Source organism: Rhodobacter sp. 24-YEA-8 (assembly GCF_900105075.1).
Taxonomy (GTDB): Bacteria; Pseudomonadota; Alphaproteobacteria; order Rhodobacterales; family Rhodobacteraceae; genus Pseudogemmobacter.
Genome location: NZ_FNSK01000001.1, coordinates 55,058 through 80,535, shown reverse-complemented (window position 1 = coordinate 80,535; position 25,478 = coordinate 55,058). Strand labels below are relative to the sequence as shown.

General features: G+C 63.3%; 24 protein-coding genes. 12 read left to right on the top strand and 12 right to left on the bottom strand.

What is annotated here, in order from left to right:
• Positions 1 to 25 precede the first annotated feature (25 nt).
• Positions 26 to 1,663, top strand: a complete 1,638-nt coding sequence (groL, locus tag BLW25_RS00420; RefSeq protein ID WP_092895356.1) for a chaperonin GroEL — start codon at positions 26 to 28, stop codon at positions 1,661 to 1,663.
• A 105-nt stretch (positions 1,664 to 1,768) separates the two neighbouring features.
• Here groL and BLW25_RS00415 read toward each other — a convergent pair whose 3' ends face one another.
• Entirely contained in the window at positions 1,769 to 2,272 is a 504-nt protein-coding gene (locus BLW25_RS00415; RefSeq protein ID WP_092895354.1) for a GreA/GreB family elongation factor, read from the bottom strand.
• 108 nt (positions 2,273 to 2,380) lie between these two features.
• On the opposite strand from BLW25_RS00415, the gene BLW25_RS00410 reads away from it, so the two are divergent.
• Complete coding sequence (locus BLW25_RS00410; RefSeq protein ID WP_216279305.1) at positions 2,381 to 2,779, top strand: low affinity iron permease family protein; 399 nt, start codon at positions 2,381 to 2,383, stop codon at positions 2,777 to 2,779.
• A complete protein-coding gene (locus BLW25_RS00405; RefSeq protein WP_092895350.1) occupies positions 2,773 to 3,489 on the top strand; it encodes an esterase/lipase family protein in 717 nt (238 codons plus the stop codon). Before BLW25_RS00410 ends, BLW25_RS00405 begins: the two co-directional genes overlap by 7 nt.
• A 47-nt stretch (positions 3,490 to 3,536) precedes the next feature.
• Here the strand turns inward: BLW25_RS00405 and BLW25_RS00400 are convergent, their stop codons facing one another.
• Positions 3,537 to 4,613, bottom strand: coding sequence for a 5-(carboxyamino)imidazole ribonucleotide synthase (locus BLW25_RS00400; RefSeq protein WP_092895348.1), 1,077 nt, complete (start codon positions 4,611 to 4,613; stop codon positions 3,537 to 3,539).
• Complete coding sequence (purE, locus tag BLW25_RS00395; RefSeq protein ID WP_092895346.1) at positions 4,606 to 5,100, bottom strand: 5-(carboxyamino)imidazole ribonucleotide mutase; 495 nt, start codon at positions 5,098 to 5,100, stop codon at positions 4,606 to 4,608. Before purE ends, BLW25_RS00400 begins: the two co-directional genes overlap by 8 nt.
• A 221-nt stretch (positions 5,101 to 5,321) precedes the next feature.
• Here purE and BLW25_RS00390 point away from each other — a divergent pair, with 221 nt between their 5' ends.
• From BLW25_RS00390 to BLW25_RS00370, 5 genes are all read left to right on the top strand, one after another.
• On the top strand, positions 5,322 to 6,227 hold the full coding sequence (locus tag BLW25_RS00390) for a TIGR01459 family HAD-type hydrolase (RefSeq protein WP_092895344.1): 906 nt from the start codon (positions 5,322 to 5,324) through the stop codon (positions 6,225 to 6,227).
• A gap of 145 nt (positions 6,228 to 6,372) precedes the next feature.
• Positions 6,373 to 6,825 (top strand): MaoC family dehydratase, encoded by a 453-nt coding sequence (locus tag BLW25_RS00385; RefSeq protein ID WP_249496474.1) that lies wholly within the window; start codon positions 6,373 to 6,375, stop codon positions 6,823 to 6,825.
• A gap of 68 nt (positions 6,826 to 6,893) precedes the next feature.
• On the top strand, positions 6,894 to 7,817 hold the full coding sequence (locus BLW25_RS00380) for a bifunctional riboflavin kinase/FAD synthetase (protein WP_092895340.1): 924 nt from the start codon (positions 6,894 to 6,896) through the stop codon (positions 7,815 to 7,817).
• 93 nt (positions 7,818 to 7,910) lie between these two features.
• Complete coding sequence (locus BLW25_RS00375; protein WP_092895338.1) at positions 7,911 to 8,363, top strand: YcgN family cysteine cluster protein; 453 nt, start codon at positions 7,911 to 7,913, stop codon at positions 8,361 to 8,363.
• Positions 8,363 to 9,385, top strand: coding sequence for a threonine aldolase family protein (locus BLW25_RS00370; RefSeq protein ID WP_092895336.1), 1,023 nt, complete (start codon positions 8,363 to 8,365; stop codon positions 9,383 to 9,385). The genes BLW25_RS00375 and BLW25_RS00370 overlap by 1 nt, the downstream gene beginning before the upstream one ends.
• Before the next feature lie 15 nt (positions 9,386 to 9,400).
• On the opposite strand, the gene BLW25_RS00365 is transcribed toward BLW25_RS00370, so the two are convergent.
• Positions 9,401 to 10,231: an alpha/beta fold hydrolase gene (locus tag BLW25_RS00365; RefSeq protein ID WP_092895334.1), complete on the bottom strand. Its 831-nt coding sequence runs from the start codon at positions 10,229 to 10,231 to the stop codon at positions 9,401 to 9,403.
• A 179-nt stretch (positions 10,232 to 10,410) separates the two neighbouring features.
• On the opposite strand from BLW25_RS00365, the gene BLW25_RS00360 reads away from it, so the two are divergent.
• Together BLW25_RS00360 and BLW25_RS00355 are read left to right on the top strand one after the other, a co-directional pair.
• Complete coding sequence (locus BLW25_RS00360) at positions 10,411 to 11,430, top strand: ribose-phosphate pyrophosphokinase (protein ID WP_092895332.1); 1,020 nt, start codon at positions 10,411 to 10,413, stop codon at positions 11,428 to 11,430.
• A gap of 105 nt (positions 11,431 to 11,535) precedes the next feature.
• Positions 11,536 to 12,492 (top strand): phosphatase PAP2 family protein, encoded by a 957-nt coding sequence (locus tag BLW25_RS00355; RefSeq protein ID WP_092895331.1) that lies wholly within the window; start codon positions 11,536 to 11,538, stop codon positions 12,490 to 12,492.
• Positions 12,493 to 12,555: 63 nt separating this feature from the next.
• Here the strand turns inward: BLW25_RS00355 and BLW25_RS00350 are convergent, their stop codons facing one another.
• The 7 genes from BLW25_RS00350 to BLW25_RS00320 form a co-directional block, all read right to left on the bottom strand.
• Positions 12,556 to 12,903, bottom strand: coding sequence for an H-type lectin domain-containing protein (locus tag BLW25_RS00350; protein ID WP_092895330.1), 348 nt, complete (start codon positions 12,901 to 12,903; stop codon positions 12,556 to 12,558).
• A gap of 123 nt (positions 12,904 to 13,026) precedes the next feature.
• A complete protein-coding gene (locus BLW25_RS00345) occupies positions 13,027 to 13,428 on the bottom strand; it encodes a F0F1 ATP synthase subunit epsilon (RefSeq protein WP_092895329.1) in 402 nt (133 codons plus the stop codon).
• 9 nt (positions 13,429 to 13,437) lie between these two features.
• The gene (atpD, locus tag BLW25_RS00340; RefSeq protein ID WP_092895327.1) at positions 13,438 to 14,877 is read right to left on the bottom strand and encodes a F0F1 ATP synthase subunit beta; all 1,440 of its coding nucleotides are present in this window, start codon (positions 14,875 to 14,877) and stop codon (positions 13,438 to 13,440) included.
• 21 nt (positions 14,878 to 14,898) lie between these two features.
• On the bottom strand, positions 14,899 to 15,771 hold the full coding sequence (locus BLW25_RS00335) for a F0F1 ATP synthase subunit gamma (protein WP_092895325.1): 873 nt from the start codon (positions 15,769 to 15,771) through the stop codon (positions 14,899 to 14,901).
• Positions 15,772 to 15,792: 21 nt separating this feature from the next.
• On the bottom strand, positions 15,793 to 17,331 hold the full coding sequence (gene atpA / locus BLW25_RS00330) for a F0F1 ATP synthase subunit alpha (protein WP_092895323.1): 1,539 nt from the start codon (positions 17,329 to 17,331) through the stop codon (positions 15,793 to 15,795).
• Positions 17,331 to 17,891 (bottom strand): F0F1 ATP synthase subunit delta, encoded by a 561-nt coding sequence (locus tag BLW25_RS00325; protein ID WP_092901196.1) that lies wholly within the window; start codon positions 17,889 to 17,891, stop codon positions 17,331 to 17,333. Before BLW25_RS00325 ends, atpA begins: the two co-directional genes overlap by 1 nt.
• A gap of 374 nt (positions 17,892 to 18,265) precedes the next feature.
• Positions 18,266 to 19,135, bottom strand: a complete 870-nt coding sequence (locus BLW25_RS00320) for a class I SAM-dependent methyltransferase (RefSeq protein WP_253188124.1) — start codon at positions 19,133 to 19,135, stop codon at positions 18,266 to 18,268.
• Positions 19,136 to 19,247: 112 nt separating this feature from the next.
• Here BLW25_RS00320 and gloB point away from each other — a divergent pair, with 112 nt between their 5' ends.
• Positions 19,248 to 20,015, top strand: coding sequence for a hydroxyacylglutathione hydrolase (gene gloB / locus BLW25_RS00315; RefSeq protein WP_092895321.1), 768 nt, complete (start codon positions 19,248 to 19,250; stop codon positions 20,013 to 20,015).
• 168 nt (positions 20,016 to 20,183) lie between these two features.
• Positions 20,184 to 22,502, top strand: a complete 2,319-nt coding sequence (gene clpA, locus BLW25_RS00310) for an ATP-dependent Clp protease ATP-binding subunit ClpA (protein WP_092895319.1) — start codon at positions 20,184 to 20,186, stop codon at positions 22,500 to 22,502.
• A gap of 1,356 nt (positions 22,503 to 23,858) precedes the next feature.
• Here clpA and BLW25_RS00305 read toward each other — a convergent pair.
• Positions 23,859 to 25,475: a peptidoglycan -binding protein gene (locus tag BLW25_RS00305; RefSeq protein WP_092895317.1), complete on the bottom strand. Its 1,617-nt coding sequence runs from the start codon at positions 25,473 to 25,475 to the stop codon at positions 23,859 to 23,861.
• Positions 25,476 to 25,478: the final 3 nt, after the last annotated feature.

Genomic DNA, 25,478 nt, shown 5'->3' with positions numbered 1-25,478 from the left:
AACCTGCATCCAAGGAGACAGCATAATGGCTGCCAAGGACGTTAAATTCACCACCGACGCTCGTGACCGCATGCTGCGCGGCGTCAATGTTCTCGCTGACGCGGTCAAAGTGACGCTGGGCCCGAAAGGCCGCAACGTCGTGATCGAAAAGTCGTTCGGCGCTCCGCGCATCACCAAGGACGGTGTGTCGGTTGCAAAAGAGATCGAACTTTCGGACAAGTTCGAAAACATGGGCGCCCAGCTCGTCAAGGAAGTCGCTCAGCGCACCAATGACGAAGCAGGCGACGGCACCACCACCGCAACCGTGCTGGCGCAGGCCATCATCAAGGAAGGCCTGCGTTCGGTCGCAGCCGGCCTGAACCCGATGGATCTGAAGCGCGGTATCGACCTCGCGACCACCAAGGTCGTCGAAGCGATCAAAGCAGCTTCGCGCCCGGTCAAGGACTCGGACGAAGTCGCACAGGTCGGCACCATCTCGGCAAACGGCGAGGCCACCATCGGCCGCTTCATCGCTGACGCGATGCAGAAAGTCGGCAACGAAGGCGTGATCACCGTCGAAGAGAACAAAGGCCTGGAGACCTCGGTTGAGGTTGTCGAAGGCATGCAGTTCGACCGCGGCTACCTGTCGCCCTACTTCGTCACCAATGCTGACAAGATGATTGCGGATCTCGAAGACGCATACATCCTGCTGCACGAGAAAAAACTCTCGTCGCTGCAGCCGATGGTCCCGCTGCTGGAAGCAGTGATCCAGTCGCAAAAGCCGCTGATCATCATCGCGGAAGACGTCGAAGGCGAAGCACTCGCGACCCTCGTCGTGAACAAGCTGCGTGGCGGTCTGAAAATCGCTGCTGTCAAAGCTCCGGGCTTCGGTGACCGTCGCAAGGCCATGCTGCAGGACATCGCGATCCTGACCGGCGGCCAGGTGATCTCGGACGATCTGGGCATGAAGCTGGAAAATGTCGGCATCGACATGCTCGGCCGCGCCAAGAAAGTCTCGATCAACAAAGACAACACCACCATCGTTGACGGTGCCGGCGAGAAAGCCGAGATCGAAGCCCGCGTGGCCCAGATCCGCACCCAGATCGAGGAAACCACTTCGGATTACGACAAAGAGAAACTGCAAGAGCGCGTGGCCAAACTGGCTGGCGGCGTTGCAGTGATCCGCGTCGGCGGTGCGACCGAAGTCGAAGTGAAAGAGCGCAAAGACCGCGTTGATGACGCGCTGAACGCAACCCGCGCAGCTGTGCAGGAAGGCGTGATCGTCGGCGGTGGCGTGGCTCTGGTTCAGGCGACCAAGGTTCTCGAAGGCCTGAAAGGCGCGAACTCGGATCAGGACGTGGGCGTCGGCATCATCCGCCGCGCGCTGGAAGCTCCGCTGCGTCAGATCTCGGAAAACTCGGGCGTTGACGGTGCAGTTGTTGCCGGCAAGATCCGCGAATCCTCCTCGACCTCGTTCGGCTTCAACGCTCAGACCGAAGAATATGGCGACATGTTCTCGTTCGGCGTGATCGACCCGGCGAAAGTGACCCGTACCGCTCTGGAGAATGCAGCTTCGGTCGCATCGCTCCTGATCACCACGGAAGCCATGATCGCTGACAAGCCGGCTGACAAAGCAGCTGCTCCGGCAATGCCGGGCGGCGGCATGGGCGGCATGGATTTCTGATCCATCCCTCATGGGAAATACGGAAAGGGCGGCCCTCGGGCCGCCCTTTTCTTTACCGCTGACGCGGCGATTGCTTCCGGCGGGAATATCTGGGTCAGAAGGAGGTCAGGGCCCGGAAGGGCGCCGGATTTCCAGGACCTCAAGGGTCAGATCGCCGGCGGGGCGCCTCCAGGTGACCTCATCACCCGCTCGCGCGCCGATCAGGGCGCGGGCGAGCGGCGAATGCGGGGCGATGCGGCCCTGCGCCGGGTCCGCCTCATCCTCGCCGGTGATCTCATAAAGGGTTTCGGCGCCGGCCTCATCCGCAACGCGGGCCTGCAGGCCAAAGGCCATCTCATCGGTGCTTTGGGCAGCCGGGTCGACCGGGATCGCCGAAGCGAGCCGCGCCTCGAGCCAGCGGATATCGCGCTCTGCCGCTGCTTCGGGCAGTTTGTCGAGCCGCTCGGCCCGCGCCCGCAATGCCGCAAGGTCGCGCAGCCGCGCGGCCAGACGCGCCTCCAGATCCGCCAGCCCGCGCAGGGTGACATAATTCGGATGCTTTGAAAGCGGCAGCTCCGGCAGATCGGGCCGGTCCGCTCCGGCGTCTTCATTTACAAATGCGCGGCTCATCCTGTCCCCTCACCAACCAGGCAAGGCTCGTCCGGAATACGCATCTTGTCCAGAGCCGTCCTCTGCCCCAGATTGACCCGGTCACCAGTTGCCCGGGGAATGATCACCATGAGCTATGCCACCATCGCCCGAAGCTGCGCCCGAACCTGTGGTCGCCCGGCCACGCTGCTGATGGCCGCCGGTTTCGTGCTGATCTGGGGCGTCACGGGGCCGTTTTTCGGCTGGTCAGACACCTGGCAGCTGGTCGCCAATACCGCGACCAGCATCATCACCTTCCTGATGGTCTTCCTGATCCAGAACAGCCAGGACCATGACACGGCGGCCATCCAGCTTAAGCTGGACGAGCTGATCCGGGCGACGCAGGGCGCCCATAACGCGCTGATGGATCTGGAAGAGCTGGACGAGCGCGAGATCGCCGAATTCCGCCGCCGGTTTATCGCGCTTGCCCGCTCGGCGCGCGAGGGCCAGGCGCGGGGCGAGGGCGATACGGATTCGCCTGAATGCTGAGGCAAGGCAGCCTGCCCCGGCCGGCTTTGCGGCCTGATCCCGGCCGCGCGCGCCATGAGACAGTGGCCCTGATCCATGGCCTTGCCAGGTCACAGCGTTCGCTGCTGCCGATCGCGCTGCGGCTGAAGACGGCGGGATATGAGGTGGTGAATATCGCCTATCCCTCGACCAGGATGGCGGTTGCCGCGCTGCCCGCGCTTCTCGACCGCCAGTTGGGCGCGGCGCTGGCGATGGGGCGGCCGCTTCATGCGGTGACCCATTCGATGGGGGGGATCCTGCTGCGCGACTGGCTCAGCCGCAACGCGCTGCCGCCGCCTGGCCGCGTCGTGATGCTGGCGCCGCCCAATCACGGATCGGAAATCGTTGACCGGCTCGGCGCGCTTGCACCGTTTCGCTGGGTGAACGGGCCAGCGGGGCTTTCGCTCGGCACCGCTCCGGACAGCTGGCCGAACCGGCTGCCGCCTGCCAATTACCCGCTCGGGATCATTGCCGGAAGCCGCTCGGTCAGCCCCTGGTTCTCATCGCTGATCCCGGGCGAAGATGATGGCAAGGTCAGCGTCGCCAGCACCAGGCTTGAAGGGATGAGCGACCACATCACCCTTCCCGTCAGCCATACCTGGATGATGTTCGCACCCGGCGTCATCCGCCAGACGCTGCATTTCCTTACCCATGGCCGGTTCGCCCGCGCGGAGCCCGCCTCTTCCCCGTGATCTGAACGCTGCCGGCGGAGGCTCTCTATAAGACCAGGAAAGATCGGTCAGCCCTTCACGACACGGTTCACATGGCCCATCTTGCGCCCCAGGCGCCAGGCACCCTTGCCGTAAAGATGCACCGCCGCGCCGCTTTCACGCAAAAGCTCCGGCACGCGTTCGACATCGGCGCCGATCAGGTTCTCCATCACCACATCGCTGTAGCGGGTGCCATCCCCGAGGGGCAGCCCGGCCACCGCGCGGATATGCTGTTCGAACTGGTCCACCACACAGCCCTGCTGCGTCCAGTGGCCCGAATTATGCACCCGTGGCGCGATCTCGTTCACCAGCAGCCCTTCACGGGTGACAAACAGCTCCACCCCCATCACGCCGACATAATCCAGCGCATTGAGGATCCGCGCTGCGATCAGCACCGCATCGCTGCGCAGGGCCGGAGAGATGCGGGCCGGAACCGTCGTGGTCCGCAGGATGCCTTCACTGTGCACATTCTCGCCCGGGTCGAAGGCCGCGACCTGACCATCCGCGCCCCGCGCCGCGATCACCGAAATCTCGCGCTCGAAGGATACGAAACCTTCCAGCACCGAAGGCGCGCCCGCCATGCCCGCCCAGGCGGCGGCGAGGTCGGTTTCCGGCGCAAGCCGCAGCTGCCCCTTGCCGTCATAGCCGAAGCGTGTGGTCTTGAGGATCGAAGGCACACCAAGGCGCGCGACGGCCCCGACCAGATCGGCATGGCTGTCGACCTGCGCGAAAGGCGCGGTCTTCAGGCCAAGGCCGGTCAGAAACTGCTTTTCGGTGATCCGGTCCTGGCTGATCGCCAGTGTCCGGCGATTGGGGCGGATCGGGCGCACCTCTTCGATCGCATCCAGCGCGGCGGTCGGCACATTCTCGAATTCATAGGTGACGACATCGACGCTTTCGGCGAAAGCCCGCAGCGCATCGAGATCCTCATAGGGCGCCGTGGTGACGCGGGCCGCCACATGCCCTGCCGGTGCCGCGCCCGGCTCGTAAATATGGGTGACATAGCCCAGCCGGCTCGCCGCGACCGAGAGCATCCGTCCCAGCTGGCCACCGCCCAGAATGCCGATTACAGCGCCGGGTTCCAGCGGCTTCAACGCGTCAGTCATCTTTCGGCTCCTCGGGGATAGAGGCGGAAAGGGCCGCCCGCCAGGCGTCAAGCCGCGCCGCAATACCCGCATCTGACACGGCAAGGATCCCCGCCGCCATCAGCCCGGCATTGGCCGCGCCTGCTGCGCCTATGGCCATGGTCGCGACCGGAAAGCCCTTCGGCATCTGAAGAATCGAATAAAGGCTGTCGACCCCCGAAAGCGCTTTCGTCTGCACCGGCACGCCGATCACCGGCACCCGGGTCTTGGACGCCATCATCCCCGGCAGATGCGCCGCGCCCCCTGCCCCTGCGATGATCACTTTCAGCCCGCGCGACACGGCAGACTTGCCGTAATCCCAGAGCCGGTCCGGCGTGCGATGGGCCGAGACGATCTTTGCCTCATAGGGGATCCCCAGCTCATCAAGGATCAGCGCGGCCTCTTTCATCGTGGCCCAGTCGGACTGAGACCCCATAATGATGCCGACAGTTACGGTGTCTTCCGGCATGACGCCCCCGTTTCAGCCCTGTGGGATCCGACCCTGTGGGTGCCGGCCCCGTGGTAGCCGGCCCTCTGCCGGTGTCTTTCGGTCCTATAGCGCATGTTCCGACAGGAGCAAGCGTAAGCCGCCGCTCCCGCCCTCAACGATGCTGCGGGCAGCATTGTGGCCTTTGCCATTCTGGCCTGGCTCGCCTATGCCTTGACCTGCCTTTTGAAAGGATGCGCTCCATGTCTCTGCCGCCCCGGACCACCCTGATCCCGTCTCTTGCCGAAGTGAGCGGCAGTTACGACGCGCTGTTCTGCGATCTCTGGGGCTGCGTGCATAATGGCGAAGTGGCCTTCCCGGCCGCAGTCACAGCCCTGCAGGCCGCGCGGGCCAGCGGGGTGACCGTGCTGCTTCTGACCAATTCGCCGCGCCCCAAAGAGGCGGTGATCGCGCAGCTCGACCGGATCGGCGTGCCGCGCGATGCCTGGGACGAGATTGCCACCTCGGGCGATGCGGCGCAGTTCGGGCTCCTGACCGGCGCGGTCGGGCGGCGCGTGTTTCATATTGGTGCGGAAAAGGACATGTCCTTTTTCACCACCTTTGCCGCCGATCTTGCCGGACTGGCGGCGGTTGAGGCCCCGATTACCCTCGTGCCGCTGGCCGAGGCCGAGGGCATCGTCTGCACCGGTCTCAGGGATGACCTGACCGAGACACCCGCCAATTACCGGGCCGAGCTGCTGCTGGCGAAGACCAACGGGCTCAAAATGCTCTGTGCCAATCCCGATATCATTGTCGACTGGGGAGACCGGCGGATCTATTGCGCCGGTGCACTGGCCCAGGCCTATGAGGAAATGGGCGGCGAGACGCTGTATTTCGGCAAGCCGCATCCGCCGATCTATGATCTGGCGCGCCGCCGGCTGGCCGCGCTGACCGGGCGCGACGACATGCGCATCCTCTGCATCGGCGACGGGCTGCCAACCGATATCCGGGGCGCCGGGGCCGAGGATCTGGACGCGCTGTTCATCACCGGCGGAATCCATGCCGAAGAATTCGGCACCGATGCGCAGCATCCCGACCCTGCGCGGCTGAACGCCTGGCTCGCAGAGCAGCAACAGGCGCCGCTTTTTGCGATTCCCGCATTGGCCTGAGCCCGCGCAAGGAATTGAGGCGGTAATTTAATTCCGTTTTCAAGCCATCAATCGTAAATTACTTGCGTCGCAGATTGCTCTGCGCCGCAGCATCTGCTAATCCTGTGGCTGACGGAAAGGATTCGTCCCCACAGGATCAGCCATGATGTTCGACCACAGCCATAATCAGCCGCGCGGCACGATCTGTATCGAGGATCTCGAAATCGGGATGCGCCGCAGCCTGACGAAACAGATCACCGACCGCGATATCGAACTGTTTGCCGAGGTCTCGACCGACCGCAACCCGGTGCATCTGGATGATTCTTATGCCCGGGACACGATTTTCCAGGGTCGCATCGCGCATGGCATGCTGACGGCGGGTCTCATCTCGGCGGTGATCGGCGAACAGCTTCCCGGCCATGGCACCGTCTATCTGGGCCAGAGCCTGAAGTTCATGGCCCCCGTCCGCCCGGGCGATATGGTGACCGCGGAAGTGACGGTCCTGGCGATTGATCACGCGAAACGGCGGGTTACCCTTGAAACCACCGCATCTGTCGGTAAAACAACGGTCCTGAAGGGTGAGGCCGTCGTTCTGGCGCCAAGCCGTAAATTCGACTGACCGGGCCTGACGCAGGACAATCTGAGGCCAGATGATCTGCGCCGTGGCCGAAACGCCTGCGGGGAAGAATGCAGATTCATCAGGACTGGCACTGGCTTGACGCATCGGGCCGTGGAACCTCCTGCGCCCTTGGCAATTTCGATGGCGTACATCTTGGGCATCAGGCGGTGATCGACCTGGCCCGGGGGCCGGCGCCTCTGGGGATCGTGACCTTCGAGCCGCATCCCCGCCAGGTCTTCCAGCGTGATGCGGGCCCGTTCCGGCTGATGAATGCCGAGGCGCGGGCGAACCGGCTGGCAAAGCTCGGGGTCGAACATCTGTTCCAGCTGCCCTTCAATGCAGGCCTCGCGGCACTGACGCCCGAGGAATTCGCGCATAAGGTGCTGGCCGAGGGCCTTGGCATCAGCCATGTGGTGATCGGCGAGGATTTCTGTTTCGGGAAGGGCCGCGCCGGCCGCGCCGAAGACATGAAACGGCTGGGCGAGAAATATGGCTTTACCACCACCATCGCGCCTTTGCTGAAACGGGGCGGGATCGGCATTTCTTCGACCGCGATCCGCGATGCGCTGAGCGAGGGGCGACCGGGCGATGCAGCGGCAATGCTGGGGCACCTGCACCGGATCGAGGGCGCGGTGATCCATGGCGAGAAACGGGGCCGTGAACTGGGCTTCCCAACCGCGAATATGGATCTGACCGGACTGCATCTGCCACGCTTCGGCGTCTATGCGGTCAGGGTCGATGTGCTTTCGGGCCCTCAGGAAGGCAGCTATATGGGGGCCGCAAGCCTCGGCGTGCGGCCGATGTTCAACGGCGTGGCGCCGAATCTTGAAACCTATCTGCTGGATTTCAAAGGGGACCTTTATGGCCGCCACCTTTCAGTGGCGCTCGTGGAATTCCTGCGGCCCGAACTGAAATTCGACGGTTTGCCGGCCCTGATTGCCCAGATGAACCAGGACTGTGATCAGGCGCGGGCGGCGCTCGCTGCAGGCTGACGCCCCGGTTTCTGTGCAGAAACCGGCCCAAAAATCTGCAAAGATTTTTGCGCCCCCCTTTCCATTCGCGGTGAGCGGGATCAAATAGCGCCTATGTCCAGCCTGCGCCCCCGTTTCTGGGAAACCGTCCCGCTCACCAAGATGACGCCTGCCGAATGGGAGGCGCTTTGTGACGGCTGCGGCAAATGCTGCCTGAACAAGCTGGAATTCGAGGATACGGGCGAGCTGGTCTTTACCCGTGTCGCCTGCCGTTTGTTCGACAATGCGACCTGTCTGTGTTCGGATTACACCAACCGCAAGAAACATGTGCCGGAATGCGTATTCCTGACGCCGAAAACGCTGGCGAAGTCCGCGTATTGGATGCCCGAAACCTGCGCCTATAAACGCCTTTATTATAACGAACCGCTTCCCGACTGGCATCCGCTGGTCACCGGCGACCCGGACAGCACCCATACGCTCGGCCCGACGATCCGGGGCCAGACCGTATCCGAGCTGACGGTTCCCGAGGAAGACTGGGAAGATTATCTGCTCGACGAGGAAGAGTGATGCATTTCGCCTCTGACAATTGCTCCGGCGTGGCGCCGCAGATCATGGCGGCGCTGGTTCGCGCCAATGAGGGCCAGGCGCCCGGATACGGCAATGACCCGCTGACCTCGCGGCTGACCGCGCAGATCCGCGAGGTGTTCGACGCGCCCGAGGCCGAAATTGCGCTGGTCCCGACCGGCACCGCCGCAAATGCGCTGTCCCTGGCGGTGCTTGCCGCGCCCTGGAGCGCGATTTTCGCGCATGAGCTGGCCCATATCACCCGGGACGAATGCGGCGCGCCCGAGTTTTTCACCCATGGCGCCAAGCTGGTGCCGGTGCCCGGCGCGCATGGCCGCATGTCACCCGACGCGCTGCGGGCCGTGATCGCGGCCCATGGCACGGGCGGCGTGCACAGCGTTCAGCGCGGCGCGGTCTCGCTGACCAATGTCACCGAGGCCGGTACGGTTTACAGCGCCGCCGAGACCGCGGCGCTTTGTGCAGTGGCGCGTGAATTCGGGTTGCCGGTGCATCTCGATGGCGCGCGCTTTGCCAATGCGGTGGTGGCGACCGGGGCCTCACCCGCCGATCTGAGCTGGCGCGCGGGCGTTGATATCCTCTCGCTGGGCGGCACCAAGAACGGCTGTATGGGGGTCGAGGCGGTGGTTCTGTTCGACCCGTCGCGCGCCTGGGAATTCCAGCTCAGACGCAAGCGCAGCGGGCATCTGCTGTCGAAACACCGCTTTCTGGCGGCCCAGATGTCGGCCTGGCTTGAGAATGGGCTCTGGCTCGACCTTGCAGCCCATGCCAACAGCATGGCGGCACGGCTTGCCGCAGGGCTTACTGCAAAGCCCGGCGTCTCGCTGCGGGGGCCTGTCGAGGCCAATCTGATGTTCACAACCTGGGAGAGCGGTCTGCACGACCGGCTCCGCACTGCCGGGGCGAGCTATTACTCTGAGGATGGCGCCGGTTACGAGGGCGCGCGGCTCGTCACCGGCTGGTCCACCACGCCGGACGATGTGGACCGGTTTCTCGCCCTGATCTGAAGCGCCGGCCGGCCCTCAGCCGCCGGCCAGCAGATCTTGCATTGCGCGTGCAATCTGCTCGGGATGGGTCAGCGGCAGCATATGGCCAGCCCCCACGACCCGGATCCGCCGCGCACCCTGGATGCGCGCCGCCAGCGTATCCAGGATTGCCGGCACGATGGCCGGGCTCTCGCTGCCCTCGGCGAGGAGGACCGGGATCTGCAAGGCCTCGAGCCGGTCCGGCGCGAGCATCCCCGCCGCATCCTCCATCAGGATCGGGTTCAGATTGAACACCAGATACATGCGATCTGCCATATAGCGGCGCTGACGTTCGGGCAGCGCGGCAAAGGGGATGCCACCGCCCCAGGCCCTGTGAAACAGCACCGCCGCCGCGTCGATATCCTGCGCGCCCAGATCAGTCACCCGCTCATGCGCCGTAAAGTTCTCAGCAAAAGCCTGCGTCCCCTTTGCCGCGGCGAAGAGCACCGGTTCGGCGAGGGTCAGACTGCGCACAAGGTCGGGACGCTCCAGCGCGAGGCGCAAAGCGACAGTGCCCCCGAAACTATGACCGATCAGGTCGACCGGCGCCCCGCCCCCGATCTCTGCCGCAAGCTCTGCCGCGATCGCGGTTGCGAGCCCGTGCAGATCCGACCCGGGCGGCGCGCTTTGCCCATGCCCCGGCAGGTCGGGCGCCGTGACCGTCACCTGGGGCAAAAGCTGTGCCAGCCCCGCCCAGGCACCACCATGCGCGAGGCTGCAATGCAGCGCCAGCAGCGGGCGCGCCCCCGATCCGAAGCGCCGCACCGCCGTTTCATGGCCAGCGATTCTGTGCAGGATGGGGTCAGCGCGCCGGTCAGACAGGGTCATGGGATCCTCATTGCGGTCTCAGATGGGCCGTTCGCAGTTGCGAACATGCGTCATTTGGCATTTTCGTGACAGCATGGCCATATGCAGCCCCGGATTGCACGCCGCGCCCCTTTGCCCGGCCTTCCCTCGGTGCTATCCCGCGCGCATCCGATTCCGCTGCCCACACGGAGCCCCAGATCATGGCCGCCATCAACGAGCCGAAACTTATTTCCGGTAATGCCAACCTTCCGCTCGCGAAATCCATCGCGCGCCGCATGTCTATGCATCGCGGCATGTCGATCAGCCTGGTAGACGCCAGGGTCGAGCGCTTCAATGACCAGGAGATCTTTGTCGAAGTATTCGACAATGTGCGCGGCGAGGATATGTATGTCATCCAGCCGACCTCGAACCCGGCGAACGACAACCTGATGGAACTTCTGATCATGGTTGATGCGCTGCGCCGGTCTTCGGCGGCGCGGATCACCGCCGTGATTCCCTATTTCGGCTATGCCCGCCAGGACCGCCGCACCAAGGCGCGCACGCCGATCTCGGCCAAGCTGGTCTCGAACCTGATCCAGACCGCCGGCGTCGACCGCGTGCTGACGCTTGATCTGCATGCCGCCCAGATCCAGGGCTTTTTCGACATCCCGGTCGACAACCTCTATGCCAGCCCGATTTTCTCGCTCGATATCGAGCATCACTTCAAGGGCCAGCTGGATGATGTGATGATCATCTCGCCCGATGTCGGCGGCGTGGCCCGCGCGCGTGAGATCGCAAAGCGCATCAATGCACCGCTCGCCATTGTCGACAAGCGCCGGGAAAAGGCAGGCGAAGTCGCCGAGATGACGGTGATCGGCAATGTCAGCGGCAAGAAATGCATCATCGTCGATGACATCTGCGACACCGCCGGTACCCTGTGCAAAGCGGCCGAAACGCTGATCAATGCCGGCGCAACCGAGGTTCATGCCTATATCACTCATGGCGTCCTCTCTGGACCGGCGGTCGAGCGGGTGACGAAATCGGTGATGAAATCGCTGGTGATCACCGATTCCATCGCACCGACCGATGCCGTGCTGAACTGCCCCAATATCCGCATCGTGCCGACCGCACCGATGTTCGCCCAGGCTGTCCTGAACATCTGGGGCGGCATGTCGGTCTCGTCCCTGTTCGAGACCGAGACCCTGGTTCCGATCTATGAGGGCCTTTATCCGCGCAGCTGAGGCCGGTTTTCCGGGCGGCGGCCCCCACTTCGAGGGAATTCTGCCCCGCTCCGGCCTTAATCTGGCGCGATATCTGCGCGTGAGACAAGGCCGGAGAACCGACTGGTGACTGCGAAACCGGATATCCACGTTCTTCCCCGGCAGGTGACCGCCTGGGCCATGAAGGCGTTGCGCCCGGCTGAATGGCTGCTTCTGACGCTGGTGCTCACGCTTGGAACAGGCTGCCTTGCGCTGATCCTTGCCATGGGCCGGATCGTCGAATGGAGCGGTTTTATCACCGGCATCCTTGCCTCTTTCGGCATCATAGTTGTCGGCGCCTGCGCCCGGATCCGCAGCGGAGCACAGCGGGTTGGCACGGCCGCCATCGGCGTCGGACTGTTCATGGGGTTTACCGCCCTTGTCACTCTGTTCATATATGCCTTGTTCCCCCTGCCACGCCCGATGATCGACCTCGATCTGATGGCGGTTGATGCCGCCCTTGGCTATGACTGGGCGGGCTTCGTCAATGCCCTCGCTGGCTGGCCGTTGCTTGGTCATGCGTTGGGCCTTCTTTACGTCAGCTCGCTCGGGCAGATCATCTTCGTGATCATTCTCCTGAGCTTTCTCGCGCGCGAGACGCAGTTGCAGCGCTTCCTGTTGGTTGGAATGTTGACAATGATCGTGGCAATCACGGTCTGGTGGCTCTGGCCAAGTGTCGGCCCCTCGGCCTGGAGCCAGCCGGAGGCCGAGGCCGCCGCCCAGATCGGGCTGATCTATACTCCACATTACGGTGAGGTGTTGCTGGGCCTCGTACGCGAGGGTCCTCCTGTGATCCGGGCACAGGACATCATGGGAATGGTCGCCTTCCCCTCTTATCATATCGTCATGGCCTGGATGGTGGCATGGTATACGCGCGGGACGATGTTCTTCCTGCCACTGCTGGCTGCGAGCCTCCTGATGGTCCCCGCTACCCTTTCCCATGGCGCGCATCATATGGTCGATCTGATTGCCGGTTCTTTTGTCTTCCTGACCTGTGCCTGGCTTGCAGCCCGACTTTTGCCCGAGCCCGCAACGCGGCCATGATCTGGTGAAAAGAAAGAGGTCTGCAGCCCGAAATCACCGGACCGCTGATATCGTCCGGTGATCTCAGCCGACATTCCAGAGTTCGGAATCGGCCAGCTGGCCGATCGCGGTCCAGTCCGCTCTGACCCTGGCGATACGGCTGTCGCCCCAGGTGCGGAATACGATCTGAAAGCCGGTCTCTGTCACTTCTTCGGCTGCGATATGCGCGCGCAGATTGGTGCGGTTGTCCATGTCCCACATCGAGAGGCCGATCATCACGGCAGGGGGCGACAGATAAGCCTCGGTGAATGTCACTTGGTGACGTGAGTCCCGCTCTCCCTCGCCGACCCACATCCGTCCGCCATCGGCAAAATCCGAGAACAGGATCTTCGATCCCTGTTGAACCCCTATCGGTGTATTGAAGCGTTGCATGATCTGCCGAAAGTAGAATTAGCTGCCCGGACTATAAGCAAAGAACCGGTGAAAAAGAAAAGGCTCCTTCCGCAGAAGGAGCCTTTTCCTGTCTTTTTGCACTGCTCCGGAAGAACAGAGTGGTTAGTGCTTCTGCACCGCGTCGCGCAAGGCTGCCACATCCGAGACGTTCTTCTCGGCCTGGGCCTTGTCTTCAGGCAACGCAGCATCGGCGAGCGAACGTGCCTCGGCGAGGATCTCCTCAAGGATCGTGCTGCTGGCTTCTTCCGCCGGGATTGCCCGTTCCGCCAGCACGGTCACGCCCGAGGGCGAGATATCCGCGAAGCCGCCGGTGACGATATAGGACTTGACGCCCTCCGAGGTCACCGCGCGCAGGATGCCGGGGCGCAGCGTGGTGATGGTGGGGCTGTGCCCCTCCATCGCCGTCATATCGCCGTCAGCGCCGGGGATCTGCACTTCGGTCGCCGGGACCGAGGCGAGACGCCGCTCGGGGCTTACAAGGTCGAATTGCAGATTGCCTGCCATGATGCCCCCTTACGCCGCTGCCGCAGCGAGTTTGGCAGCCTTGGCTTTCACTTCTTCGATGCCGCCGACCATGTAGAAGGCCGCTTCCGGCAGGTGGTCATATTCACCGGCCACAACTGCCTTGAACGAGGCGATGGTGTCTTCCAGCGGAACCTGCTTGCCGTCAGCGCCGGTGAAGACCTTTGCCACGTCGAAGGGCTGCGACAGGAAACGCTCGATCTTACGGGCGCGGGCCACCGTCAGCTTGTCGTCTTCGCTGAGTTCGTCCATGCCGAGGATGGCGATGATGTCCTGCAGCGACTTGTACTTCTGCAGAACACGCTGGACGCTCGTCGCGACGTTGTAATGCTCTTCGCCGATAACCAGCGGGTCGAGCAGGCGCGAGGTCGAGCCGAGCGGGTCCACAGCCGGGTAGATGCCTTTTTCCGAGATCGAACGGTCAAGAACCGTGGTCGCGTCCAGGTGGGCAAACGAGGTTGCAGGTGCCGGGTCGGTAAGGTCGTCGGCCGGAACGTAAACGGCCTGAACCGAGGTGATCGAGCCGTTCTTGGTCGAGGTGATGCGTTCCTGCATCGCGCCCATATCGGTCGCCAGCGTCGGCTGATAGCCCACAGCGGACGGGATACGGCCGAGCAGAGCCGACACTTCCGAACCAGCCTGGGTGAAGCGGAAGATGTTGTCGACGAAGAACAGAACGTCTGCGCCGGTCTCATCGCGGAACTGCTCAGCGATGGTCAGACCCGACAGAGCGATCCGCATACGCGCGCCCGGAGGCTCGTTCATCTGGCCGTAAACCAGGGCGATTTTCGACTTTTCCAGATCGTCCGGAACGATAACGCCGGATTCGATCATCTCGTGGTAAAGGTCGTTGCCTTCACGGGTCCGCTCACCAACGCCTGCGAACACGGACACACCCGAGTGCACTTTCGCGATGTTGTTGATCAGTTCCATGATCAGAACGGTCTTGCCCACGCCGGCGCCGCCGAAGAGGCCGATCTTGCCGCCTTTGGTGTAAGGTGCCAGCAGGTCGATGACCTTGATGCCGGTCACGAGGATCTCGGTCGCGGTCGATTGCTGCGCGAAATCCGGTGCCGGAGCGTGGATCGCGCGGCGGGCTTCGGTGGTGACCGGGCCTTTTTCGTCGACCGGCTCGCCGATGACGTTCAGGATGCGGCCCAGCGTCGCATTACCGACCGGAACCGAGATCGGCGCGCCGAGGTCTTTCACCGGGGCGCCACGGACCAGACCTTCGGTCGCGTCCATAGCCACGGCGCGAACGGTGTTCTCGCCAAGGTGCTGAGCCACTTCGAGAACCAGCGGTTTGCCGTTATTCTCGGTCTCGATTGCGTTCAGAATGGCGGGCAGAGCGCCCTCGAACTGAACGTCCACAACTGCGCCGATGACCTGGGTAACCTTACCCGTGGCGGCAGCTTTCGGTGCTTTTGCCATTGTTCAAATACTCCGGGTTCGTCAGAGCGCCTCAGCGCCCGAGATGATTTCGATAAGTTCCTTGGTGATCGCTGCCTGACGGCTCCGGTTGAACTGGATGGTCAGCTTGTTGATCATGTCGCCGGCGTTGCGGGTCGCGTTGTCCATTGCGGACATCCGCGCGCCCTGCTCGGAGGCGCCGTTTTCAAGGAGGGCGGTGAAGATCTGGGTCGCGATGTTGCGCGGCAGCAGGTCGGCGAGAATGGTCTCTTCCGAAGGCTCGTAATCATAGAGCGACGATGCCGCCCCTGCCTCGGATTCGAATTTCGCCGGGATGATCTGCTGCGCGGTCGGGATCTGGCTGATCACCGACTGGAAGCGCGAGAAGAACACCGTGACCACATCGGCTTCGCCATTGTCGAAATAGGCCGTCGCCTGACGCGCGATATCCGCCGCATTGGCATAGCCGACGCGTTTGACATCCGACAGGTCGATATGGCCGACAAAGGCATGGGCCCAGTCGCGCTTCAGCTGTTCGCGGCCTTTTTTGCCGACGGTGAGGATCTTCACCGTCTTGCCCTGAGCGGTCAGCTCCTGGGCATGGGTCCGCGCCAGTTTGGCGATGGACGAGTTGAACCCGCCGCACAGCCCGCGCTCTGCCGTCATCACCACCAGAAGGTGGGTCTGGTCTTTGCCAGAGCCGGCCAGAAGGCGCGGGGCGCCTTCCGATCCGGCCACGCCGGCGGCGAGCGAGGTCATCACCGCGCTCATCCGGTCAGCATAGGGGCGACCGGCTTCCGCTGCCTCCTGCGCACGGCGCAGTTTGGCAGCGGCGACCATTTGCATCGCCTTGGTGATCTTCCGCGTGTTCTTAACGCTGTTGATCCGGTTTTTAAGGTCCTTAAGGCTGGGCATTTGCCTTCTCCTTCAGGGCTCTTATGCGAAGTCTTTGGCGAATGCCGCGATAGCGTCTTTCAGCTTGGTCTCGTCTGCGCCTTTGATCTTCGGATCAGCCGTGGTCAGCCAGTCGAGGATCTCTTTCTTCGGGCCGCGCAGGTAAGCAAGCAGACCAGCCTCGAAACGACCAACGTCTTTCACGGCGACCTTGTCGAGGAAACCGGCGGTGCCCGCATAGATCACGGCGACGATTTCGGCATTGGTCAGCGGCGAATATTGCGCCTGCTTCATCAGTTCGGTCAGGCGTGCACCGCGGTTGAGGAGCGCCTGGGTCGAAGCGTCGAGGTCCGAACCGAACTGAGCGAAAGCCGCCATCTCGCGGTATTGAGCGAGCGACAGTTTCACCGGGCCAGCCACGGTTTTCATCGAGTTGGTCTGAGCGGACGACCCCACGCGGGACACCGACAGACCGGTGTTCACGGCCGGACGGATGCCCTGATAGAAGAGCTCGGTCTCAAGGAAGATCTGGCCGTCGGTGATCGAGATCACGTTGGTCGGGATGAAGGCCGACACGTCGCCGCCTTGCGTTTCAATGACCGGCAGTGCGGTCAGCGAGCCCGAACCGAAATCTTCGTTCAGTTTCGACGAACGCTCCAGCAGGCGGGAGTGCAGGTAGAACACGTCGCCCGGGTATGCTTCGCGGCCCGGCGGGCGGCGCAGCAGGAGCGACATCTGACGGTAAGCCACAGCCTGCTTGGAGAGATCATCATAGATGATCAGGGCATGGCGGCCATTGTCGCGGAAGAATTCTGCCATAGCGGTCGCCGAATAGGGCGCCAGGTATTGCAGCGGTGCCGGGTCCGAAGCGGTCGCGGCCACAACGATGGTGTAAGCCAGCGCGCCGGTCTCTTCGAGTTTCTTCACCAGCTGAGCGACGGTCGAACGCTTCTGACCGATAGCCACATAGATGCAGTAAAGCTTCTTCGACTCGTCGTCGCCAGCAGCCTCGTTATAGGACTTCTGGTTCAGAATGGTGTCGAGCGCCACAGCGGTTTTACCGGTCTGACGGTCGCCGATGATCAGTTCGCGCTGACCACGGCCAACCGGGATCATCGCGTCGATTGCCTTGAGGCCGGTCGCCATCGGCTCATGCACCGATTTACGCGGAATGATGCCCGGGGCTTTGACATCGGCCACGCGGCGCTCGGATGCCGCGATCGGGCCTTTGCCGTCGATCGGGTTGCCGAGACCGTCAACGACACGGCCGAGCAGAGCGTTACCAGCCGGCACGTCCACAATGGACTTGGTGCGCTTGACGGTATCGCCTTCTTTGATGTCCTGGTCGGAACCGAAGATAACGACACCAACGTTGTCGACTTCGAGGTTCAGCGCCATGCCGCGGATGCCGCCGGGGAATTCGACCATCTCGCCGGCCTGGATATTGTCCAGCCCGTGAACGCGGGCGATACCGTCACCGACGGACAGCACGCGACCGATTTCGGTCACTTCGGCGTCTTTGCCAAAGTTCTTGATCTGCTCTTTCAGGATCGCAGAGATCTCAGCAGCCTGAATTCCCATCACCCAACCTCTTTCATAGCATTCTGCAGGGAAGCGAGCTTCGACTTGACCGACGTATCGATCATGGTCGAGCCCAGCTTGACGATAAGACCGCCGATGAGGCTTTCATCGACGGTTGCGTTCAGTTTGACGGTCTTGCCGACCTTGGCTTTCAGCGTGGCGGTCAGCTTGGTGACCTGCTCGGTGGTCAGAGCCACAGCCGAGGTCACTTCGGCGGTCACTTCGCCTTTTTCTTCCGCGATGCGCTCGCGCAGCACGGTCAGGAATTGCGGCAGCACGAAGAGGCGGCGCTTGTCGGCCATCAGACCCAGCGTATTCGCGGTCAGCTCATTGAGCTTCATTGCCTGCGCGACGGCCGCAATGGCTTTCGCCTGGTCGTCACGCGTCACCACCGGCGAGGCGATCATCGCGCCCAGATCCGGGGCTGCAGCAAGGGCGTCGGTCAGCGCTGCGGCATCGGCCTCAACGGCTTTCAGCGCGCCCCCTTCTTTCGCCAGATCGAAAAGCGCGGTGGCATATCGCGCGGCAATGCCCTGAGAGATCGAAGCTGATTCCGCCACGGTCGTCCTTCCCATCTATCCGGTCTCACCCTGCCCGACCACCGGCGTCGCCATCGTGCGTGCGCCATGGACAAAGGGAGACCTTTGTATCCGCTGTCGCGGGCGTCATTAACAGAGCATGACCAGCCCCGCAACCTTGTCAGTCGCGCTTTCGTGAGGGTTTCGGCCCCGATATCACGCCAGTCGGGCGCGGGGCGCAGGGCTGCGACTCTTTGTAGCGGGTCACTGCGCCTGATTGACGCATTCCCGCCCATTCGCCCACCCGTTCGGGCAGAATCACATCAGCGCCCGACAGTGGCAAATATCGGGTCAAAAGCCGGGGCACCAGGCGGCGCCGCAGGTGACCGGCAAAGCCTTCAGCCGCAGCACCCCGTTCAGTCGCGGCCAGGCAGTTTTACGGCGGTCGGAGCGGCCTGGATCCTGCCCGTCGCTGTCCTTCCGGTTGAGGTCCTGGCAGCTGAATTCCTGCCGGTGGTGATATTGTTCAGCGCAGGCTCCGGCGGCGGCCCGCCCCGCACCCCTTCCAGCACCTTCAGAGGCCGCGTCACCACTGCCTTCAGCCCGCCCCGTGTCGGCGCATAGACCTGCTTGGTCGCCTCGATGATCAGGATCCCCCCGGACAGCCAGGGCAGGCGGCGGCCCATCCGTTCCCACAGATCGGCGGTCCTGAGCCAGAAGGGCGCCTGGCTTGGTGGCGCATGCAGCACGGTCGCGCTGCGTTCAGGCGTGAAGCCATGCAGCCGCAGCTGTGCCTCGAGCTGCGCGCCGGAATAGGGACGGCCATAGCCAAAAGGCGTCCCGTCGCGCCGCGCCCAGAGACCCGAACGGTTCGGCACCACAAACACCGCCCTCCCGCCAGGGCCAAGGACGCGATGCGCCTCTTCCAGCACCGATGGCGGCTGGTCCGATGTCTCCAGCCCATGCATCAGCACCAGGCGGTCGACAAACCCGGTCGATATGGGCCAGGCGGATTCCTCGCACAGGACCGAGACATTGGGCATTCCCGCAGGCCAGGGCATCACGCCCTGCTGGCCCGGCATCAGCCCGATCACCCGGCGCGCCTCTTCGAGCCAGGGGCGCAACAGCGGTACCGCAAAGCCAAAGCCCGCAACCGTCTGCCCCGCCATCTGCCCGGCGCCTGCCGGCCACATCCGCACGAGCTGATCCCGGATCGCACGCTGCGCCACCCGCCCAAGCTGGGTGCGGTAATAGAAATCTCTCAGATCCTGCACGTCGAGGTGCATTGCGGTTGCTGGCTCCCTCTGGTGAACTGAGGCGGATAAAGGTGAACTGAAGCAGATACTGGCCCCAGGGCGGTACAGACCGCCCATCTTAACGGCAGGAAAAGGAAAAGCTATGGCTCTCGAACTGGTAACGATCCCCTGCCTCAAGGACAATTTCGCCTTCCTGCTGCATGATGCCGCCAGTGGAGACACCGCATTGATCGACGCCCCCGAGCCCGGCCCTGTTCTGGCCGCGCTGGCGGAACGCGGCTGGACCCTTGGCCAGATCCTTCTCACCCATCACGACTGGGATCATATCGACGGCGTGCCCGGCATTGTCGCGGCCACCGGCGCAAAGGTGCTGGGTGCGGCAAAGGATGTGCATCGCCTGCCGCCGCTCGACCGCGCCCTGAGCGAAGGCGACCATATCCGGCTGGGCAGTGAAGAGGCGGTCGTGATCGAAACCCCCGGCCATACTCTGGGCCATGTCAGCTATCATTTCCCGGTTTCGGGATTTGTTTTCACCGCCGACACGCTGATGGCCGCGGGCTGCGGCCGCATTTTCGAAGGCACAGCCCCCATGATGTGGCAAAGCCTGTCGAAACTCGCGGCTTTGCCACCCGAAACGCTCGTGGGATCGGGGCATGATTACCTCGACAGCAATCTGCGCTTTGCCCTGACCCTTGAACCAGAGAATTCCGCACTTATCTCCCGTATCGAAGCTCTGGCCGGGCTGCGCCGCGAAGGTCGCCTGCCAATGCCCTCCACCCTTTCCGACGAGCTGGCCACCAATCCGTTTCTGCGCGCCCATCTGCCGCAGCTGAAACAGGCGGTGGGCCTGCCCGATGCCCCAGATGACGTGGTTTTCGCCGAAATCCGAGCGCGTAAGGACAGGTTCTGATCCAATTGCAGCGGGAGGTATCACATTCCTGCAATCCAAAGACAGAATTCGCGGGGGGGATCAGATTGCGCTTGAAGTACGCTGAATAAAACCGATCTTTAACTATATGAGGCCACGGTCGGAAAAGGACCTGAAAATCCCCCCGGCCCCGAGGAACAGGAGCAGGCAGTGCCGTCATTCTCGTCCACGCTCGAACAAGCCATTCATGGTGCGCTGGCTCTGGCCAATGCCCGCCGTCATGAACTGGCAACCCTTGAACATCTTTTGCTGGCCCTGATTGATGAACCCGACGCCGCCCGGGTGATGAAAGCCTGCTCGGTCGATCTGGATGAGCTGCGCAAGACGCTGACCGATTTCGTTGATGAGGATCTTTCGACCCTGGTCACCAGTGTCGAAGGGTCGGAAGCTGTGCCGACCGCCGCCTTCCAGCGCGTGATCCAGCGCGCGGCGATCCATGTGCAGTCTTCGGGCCGCACCGAAGTGACCGGCGCCAATGTGCTGGTCGCGATCTTTGCCGAACGTGAATCAAACGCGGCCTATTTCCTGCAGGAACAGGATATGACCCGTTATGATGCGGTGAATTTCATCGCACATGGCGTGGCCAAGAACCCCGCCTTCGGCGAGGCGCGCCCGATCCAGGGCGCCGATGAGCCGCAAGAAACCCCGAAAGCCGAGGCTGGCGAGGCGAAAGAGTCGGCGCTGTCGAAATATTGCGTCGATCTGAACGTCAAAGCGCGCAAGGGCGAGGTCGATCCGCTGATCGGCCGCGAAGCCGAGGTCGAGCGCGCGATCCAGGTCCTGTGCCGCCGTCGCAAGAACAACCCGCTGCTGGTCGGTGACCCCGGCGTGGGCAAAACCGCGATTGCCGAAGGCCTCGCCTGGAAAATCGTGCGCGGTGAAGTTCCCGAGGTGCTGTCAGGTGCCACCATCTTCTCGCTCGATATGGGCGCGCTGCTGGCCGGCACCCGCTATCGCGGCGATTTCGAGGAACGCCTGAAGGCGGTCGTCAAAGAGATGGAAGATCACCCCGACGGGATCCTCTTCATCGACGAGATCCATACGGTGATCGGCGCCGGTGCGACTTCGGGCGGCGCGATGGATGCCTCGAACCTGCTGAAACCTGCTTTGCAGGGCGGCAAACTGCGGACGATGGGCTCGACGACCTATAAGGAGTTCCGTCAGCATTTCGAGAAAGACCGCGCGCTGAGCCGGCGCTTCCAGAAAATCGACGTGAACGAGCCTTCGGTTCCCGACACCATCAAGATCCTGATGGGGCTGAAGCCGCATTTCGAAGAGCATCACGACCTGCGCTATACCAATGACGCGATCAAAACCGCGGTCGAGCTGGCGCATCGCTATATCAACGACCGCAAACTGCCGGATTCGGCGATCGACGTGATCGATGAAGCCGGAGCTGCGCAGCATCTCGTGTCGGAATCGAAACGCCGCAAGCAGATCGGGACGAAAGAGATCGAAGCCGTGGTGGCCAAGATCGCCCGTATCCCGCCGAAAAACGTCTCGAAAGACGATGCAGAAGTGCTGCGCGATATGGAAAAGACGCTGAAGCGGCTGGTCTTCGGCCAGGACAAGGCGATTGAGGCGCTGTCTGCGTCGATCAAACTGGCACGCGCCGGTCTGCGCGAGCCTGAAAAGCCCATCGGAAATTATCTCTTCACCGGCCCGACCGGCGTTGGCAAAACCGAAGTGGCAAAGCAGCTTGCGAATACGCTGGGGGTCGAACTCCTGCGCTTCGACATGTCGGAATATATGGAGAAACATGCGGTCTCCCGTCTGATCGGCGCGCCTCCGGGCTATGTCGGTTTCGACCAGGGCGGCATGCTGACCGATGGCGTCGACCAACATCCGCATTGCGTGCTGCTGCTTGATGAGATCGAAAAGGCGCATCCGGATGTCTTCAACATCCTGTTGCAGGTGATGGATCACGGCAAGCTGACCGACCATAACGGCAGGGCAGTCGATTTCCGCAATGTGATCCTGATCATGACCTCGAATGCCGGCGCCTCGGACATGGCCAAGGCCGCCATCGGCTTTGGCCGCGAAAAGCGCACCGGCGAAGATACGGCGGCGGTGGAGCGCACCTTCACCCCCGAATTCCGCAACCGTCTCGATGCGGTCGTGGCCTTCGGCGCGCTGCCGAAAGAGGTGATCCTGCAGGTGGTCGAGAAATTCGTCCTCCAGCTGGAAGCGCAGCTTATCGACCGCGGCGTCCATATCGAACTGTCCTCCGAGGCTGCCGCATGGCTTGCCGATAAGGGCTATGACGACAAGATGGGCGCCCGCCCGCTGGGCCGCGTGATCCAGGAGCATATCAAGAAGCCGCTGGCCGAAGAGCTGCTGTTTGGTGATCTGCAAAAAGGCGGTGTGGTGAAAGTGGTGGTGAAAGACGGCGCCATTGAGCTGCAGATCCAGGAGCCGGTCAAACCCCGGATCACCGGATCGAAACCGCCGCTCCTGACGGCCGAATGACGTAAAAACCCCCGCCACAGGCGGGGGTTTTCGTCTGGCGCGCCGGCCCGGCCACACGCTTCGCGAAACGGAGCGCGCCGCCCGTTCGGGATCCGTGCGGATCTGTTCCCTCACGGGCTGTTTTCACCGCAGGCGGCACTCTCCGGGATACCTGATGACGTGAAGTGCTTCGTCCGGAACAGGCGGCAGCCTTGATGCGAGAGAGCCTGCCACCCGATGCGGGGCCGATCCCCCGCAGTCTGACCAGGCAGACTCTCTGTCACGCGGCGCCTTTACTCCAGTCGTCCGAAACCCCGGACGAACCGCCCGCCTGACCGCGTTTGCGGGTGATGGATCGGACTGATGCTGATCCCGACACGGCCATCGGTCGGAGAGATCTGGGGTCCCTCCGGATGCCGATGGATGAAGGCAGGTTCGCTCCAAGGCGGGATCTGGCCGATATCGGGCAGCAGCGTGGCTCAGCCAGTGAGGCGTAAGTCTGCGTTCAGCTGCGCGCGAATTGCGTCCGGCGCGCGCCCATGATCGGGATGTCGGATCGTCTGAGCAGGTGAATTTCCGGTCCGCAACCGCAGCCAGATGACCGGCTTCTGTGCCACACCAGCGTGCCAATATGTGCGGTCCGAGCCTGCGCCGCCCCGGCGAGTAGCCTGACCCTGGCAATAGCTCGGCAAATTATCAGCATGTCGCGAGATGGCAAGATGGGCCAAGGTGCCTTCGGCCCGCCACCGCTCCCGACAGGCCTGGCCCGGGCGGATTGCGCCCATCGTGAGAACGTGTGGAAACGACGTCGCACCGTTCAGCGCGATCCTCGCCGGTTTTGCCTGATCGGAGCCGTCGCCGGGCAGATTATCCGCGCAGGGTCGATCACGTGTCAGATGCTCAGCAGGTGGTCTGCCAGATCGCCACAAGGGGCAAAGTGCAAACCGGTTCCCTGGCACTCCCGACATCCGGCCTGCATCTTCTGACCCGCCCCTTCCCCCCCCCGACACTCAAGGCCGGCGTTTCCGCCATGAATGGCAGCAATCGCCAGACGCAGGGGAGGCAGGCTGTCCGGATCGAAGGAGCGCGCGGCGGGCACAGCCAACGGGCAGTTTCCACCCGCCCGCGGGGCTGCGCGCATTTGCAGAGCGAGCCGAACAATCCTTTCGTTGTGGGATGCTTCAGCCCACCTCCTGTCGTTCCTGCCACCCTGGATCAGGGCGGAAAGATCCGTTCTGCCTGCTCTCTCCCATCGCCCGCAAAATAGCGACAAAGCTGCGAATGATCCTTGATGCCATAGCCGCCCCCCTCTGGCCCCGGGGCACACAGAAGCGAGGGTCAGGCCAGCCACGGGCATGCGCCTTTGCAGCTACCCGTTCAGCGCTCTGTCAGTTTCAGCTCGATACGGCGGTTTTGCGCCCGCGCCTGTTCGCTGTCACCGGGAACCACCGGGCGGAATTCGCCAAACCCGGCCGCCGCAAGATGGTCTGGCGGAAAGCCGAGATCGGTCTGCATGAACCGCACCACCGACAGAGCCCGCGCCTGGCTGAGTTCCCAGTTGTCGCGGAACGCGCCGCCGCCGGAAAGCGGCACGTTATCGGTATGGCCGTCAACGCGGATGATCCAGTCGATCCCATCGGGGATCTGCTGGCGGATCTCGTTCAGGATCGCGACCACACCGGCGATCTGGCTGCGCCCTTCCGGGGACAGGTCGGCCGAGCCGGGCCGGAACAGCACTTCGGAAGAGAACACAAAGCGGTCGCCGACCACCCGGACGCCCTCGCGGTCCGAGAGCAGCGTGGAAAGCTGGCCGAAGAATTCCGAGCGGAAGCGCTCCAGATCCTGGTTCGCCGCTTCGAGCCGGAGACGCTCTGCCGCTTCCAGCTCGGCCCGGGCGCGCTGCTCGACCGCGACCTGAGCCAGCGCCGCATTCAGATCCTGGCCGAGCGATTCCAGCTGCAGCTGTGACGCCTCCCGCGCGGTTTCGGCATCATCCAACACGGCCCGAAGCGCGCCGAGCTGGCTGCGCAACTCTGCAAGCTGCTGGTTCAACAGCTCCATTTCCTGCGCGGCTTTCAGGACCTTTTCCTGTTCCGCCAGCAAGGCCGTCTGCGCCGCCGACAGAACCGCCTCTTTTTCGCTTTGCGCTGCCGCACCGCTTGCGGCCGCAGTCCGGGCGGCGGCGAGCAGGGTCAGCGTCTCTTCCGCCCGCTTGCGTTCCGCTTCCAGCGCCAGCGTCATCGCGGTCAGTTCCGTCTGTGCCCCTTCCAGCCGCTGGCGCAGGGCCGCAAGCGCCGCCGCATCGACGAGCGCCGCGGCTTCCTTCTCGCCGAGCTCGATCTTTGCTGCCTCAAGCGCTGCCTTATCGGCCGTTTCCGACGCCCTCATCTCTGCCAGCATCGCCTCGAGCGCCGCGCGCCGTGCCGCATCAAGACGCGCAGCTTCGGTCACGGCATCAACCTCGCTGCGCGCCGTCGCCAGAGCGAGGCGCATCGCATCCGCTTCGGTCGTCAGCCGGGCATGGTCTTCCTTCACTTCCGCTGCCTCTGCCGCGCTGGCGGTCGCCCTGGTCTCGGCGAGCGTTCTCGCGGCGATCAGCGCCGCGACCTGGGTCTCGAAATCGGTGATCCGCGCCGTTGCCGAAGCCAGCTCGCCCTCACGTGCCGCAAGATCGGCGCGCAGACCGGTGATCACGCCTGCCTGCCGCTCGCCCTGCGCAAGGGCCGAGGTCAATGAGGCCTGGAGACCGCCGACCTCGCCCTGCAATTCGCCCACCCGCCGCCGCTCCATCCCGAGCGCCTCGGACAGTGCCGAAACCTGCTGGTTCAGCGAGGAAAGTTCGCTGTCGCGGACGGTGATCTGTTCCTGGAGCACCGATTGCATGACGGTGAAAATGGTGAGAACGAACATCAGCACCATCAGAAGCGTCGTCACCGCATCGACGAAACCCGGCCAGATCAGACTGGAATCGCGACGATTTCGTGAGAGCGCCATGCC

Excerpts from the sequence above, each read along its gene's own strand:
- groL (WP_092895356.1), top strand. The coding sequence starts at position 26 with ATGGCTGCCAAGGACGTTAAATTCACCACCGACGCTCGTGACCGCATG.
- BLW25_RS00415 (WP_092895354.1), bottom strand. The coding sequence starts at position 2,272 with ATGAGCCGCGCATTTGTAAATGAAGACGCCGGAGCGGACCGGCCCGAT.
- BLW25_RS00410 (WP_216279305.1), top strand. The coding sequence starts at position 2,381 with ATGAGCTATGCCACCATCGCCCGAAGCTGCGCCCGAACCTGTGGTCGC.
- BLW25_RS00405 (WP_092895350.1), top strand. The coding sequence starts at position 2,773 with ATGCTGAGGCAAGGCAGCCTGCCCCGGCCGGCTTTGCGGCCTGATCCC.
- BLW25_RS00400 (WP_092895348.1), bottom strand. The coding sequence starts at position 4,613 with ATGACTGACGCGTTGAAGCCGCTGGAACCCGGCGCTGTAATCGGCATT.
- purE (WP_092895346.1), bottom strand. The coding sequence starts at position 5,100 with ATGCCGGAAGACACCGTAACTGTCGGCATCATTATGGGGTCTCAGTCC.
- BLW25_RS00390 (WP_092895344.1), top strand. The coding sequence starts at position 5,322 with ATGTCTCTGCCGCCCCGGACCACCCTGATCCCGTCTCTTGCCGAAGTG.
- BLW25_RS00385 (WP_249496474.1), top strand. The coding sequence starts at position 6,373 with ATGTTCGACCACAGCCATAATCAGCCGCGCGGCACGATCTGTATCGAG.
- BLW25_RS00380 (WP_092895340.1), top strand. The coding sequence starts at position 6,894 with ATGCAGATTCATCAGGACTGGCACTGGCTTGACGCATCGGGCCGTGGA.
- BLW25_RS00375 (WP_092895338.1), top strand. The coding sequence starts at position 7,911 with ATGTCCAGCCTGCGCCCCCGTTTCTGGGAAACCGTCCCGCTCACCAAG.
- BLW25_RS00370 (WP_092895336.1), top strand. The coding sequence starts at position 8,363 with ATGCATTTCGCCTCTGACAATTGCTCCGGCGTGGCGCCGCAGATCATG.
- BLW25_RS00365 (WP_092895334.1), bottom strand. The coding sequence starts at position 10,231 with ATGACCCTGTCTGACCGGCGCGCTGACCCCATCCTGCACAGAATCGCT.
- BLW25_RS00360 (WP_092895332.1), top strand. The coding sequence starts at position 10,411 with ATGGCCGCCATCAACGAGCCGAAACTTATTTCCGGTAATGCCAACCTT.
- BLW25_RS00350 (WP_092895330.1), bottom strand. The coding sequence starts at position 12,903 with ATGCAACGCTTCAATACACCGATAGGGGTTCAACAGGGATCGAAGATC.
- BLW25_RS00345 (WP_092895329.1), bottom strand. The coding sequence starts at position 13,428 with ATGGCAGGCAATCTGCAATTCGACCTTGTAAGCCCCGAGCGGCGTCTC.
- atpD (WP_092895327.1), bottom strand. The coding sequence starts at position 14,877 with ATGGCAAAAGCACCGAAAGCTGCCGCCACGGGTAAGGTTACCCAGGTC.
- BLW25_RS00335 (WP_092895325.1), bottom strand. The coding sequence starts at position 15,771 with ATGCCCAGCCTTAAGGACCTTAAAAACCGGATCAACAGCGTTAAGAAC.
- atpA (WP_092895323.1), bottom strand. The coding sequence starts at position 17,331 with ATGGGAATTCAGGCTGCTGAGATCTCTGCGATCCTGAAAGAGCAGATC.
- BLW25_RS00320 (WP_253188124.1), bottom strand. The coding sequence starts at position 19,135 with ATGCACCTCGACGTGCAGGATCTGAGAGATTTCTATTACCGCACCCAG.
- gloB (WP_092895321.1), top strand. The coding sequence starts at position 19,248 with ATGGCTCTCGAACTGGTAACGATCCCCTGCCTCAAGGACAATTTCGCC.
- BLW25_RS00305 (WP_092895317.1), bottom strand. The coding sequence starts at position 25,475 with ATGGCGCTCTCACGAAATCGTCGCGATTCCAGTCTGATCTGGCCGGGT.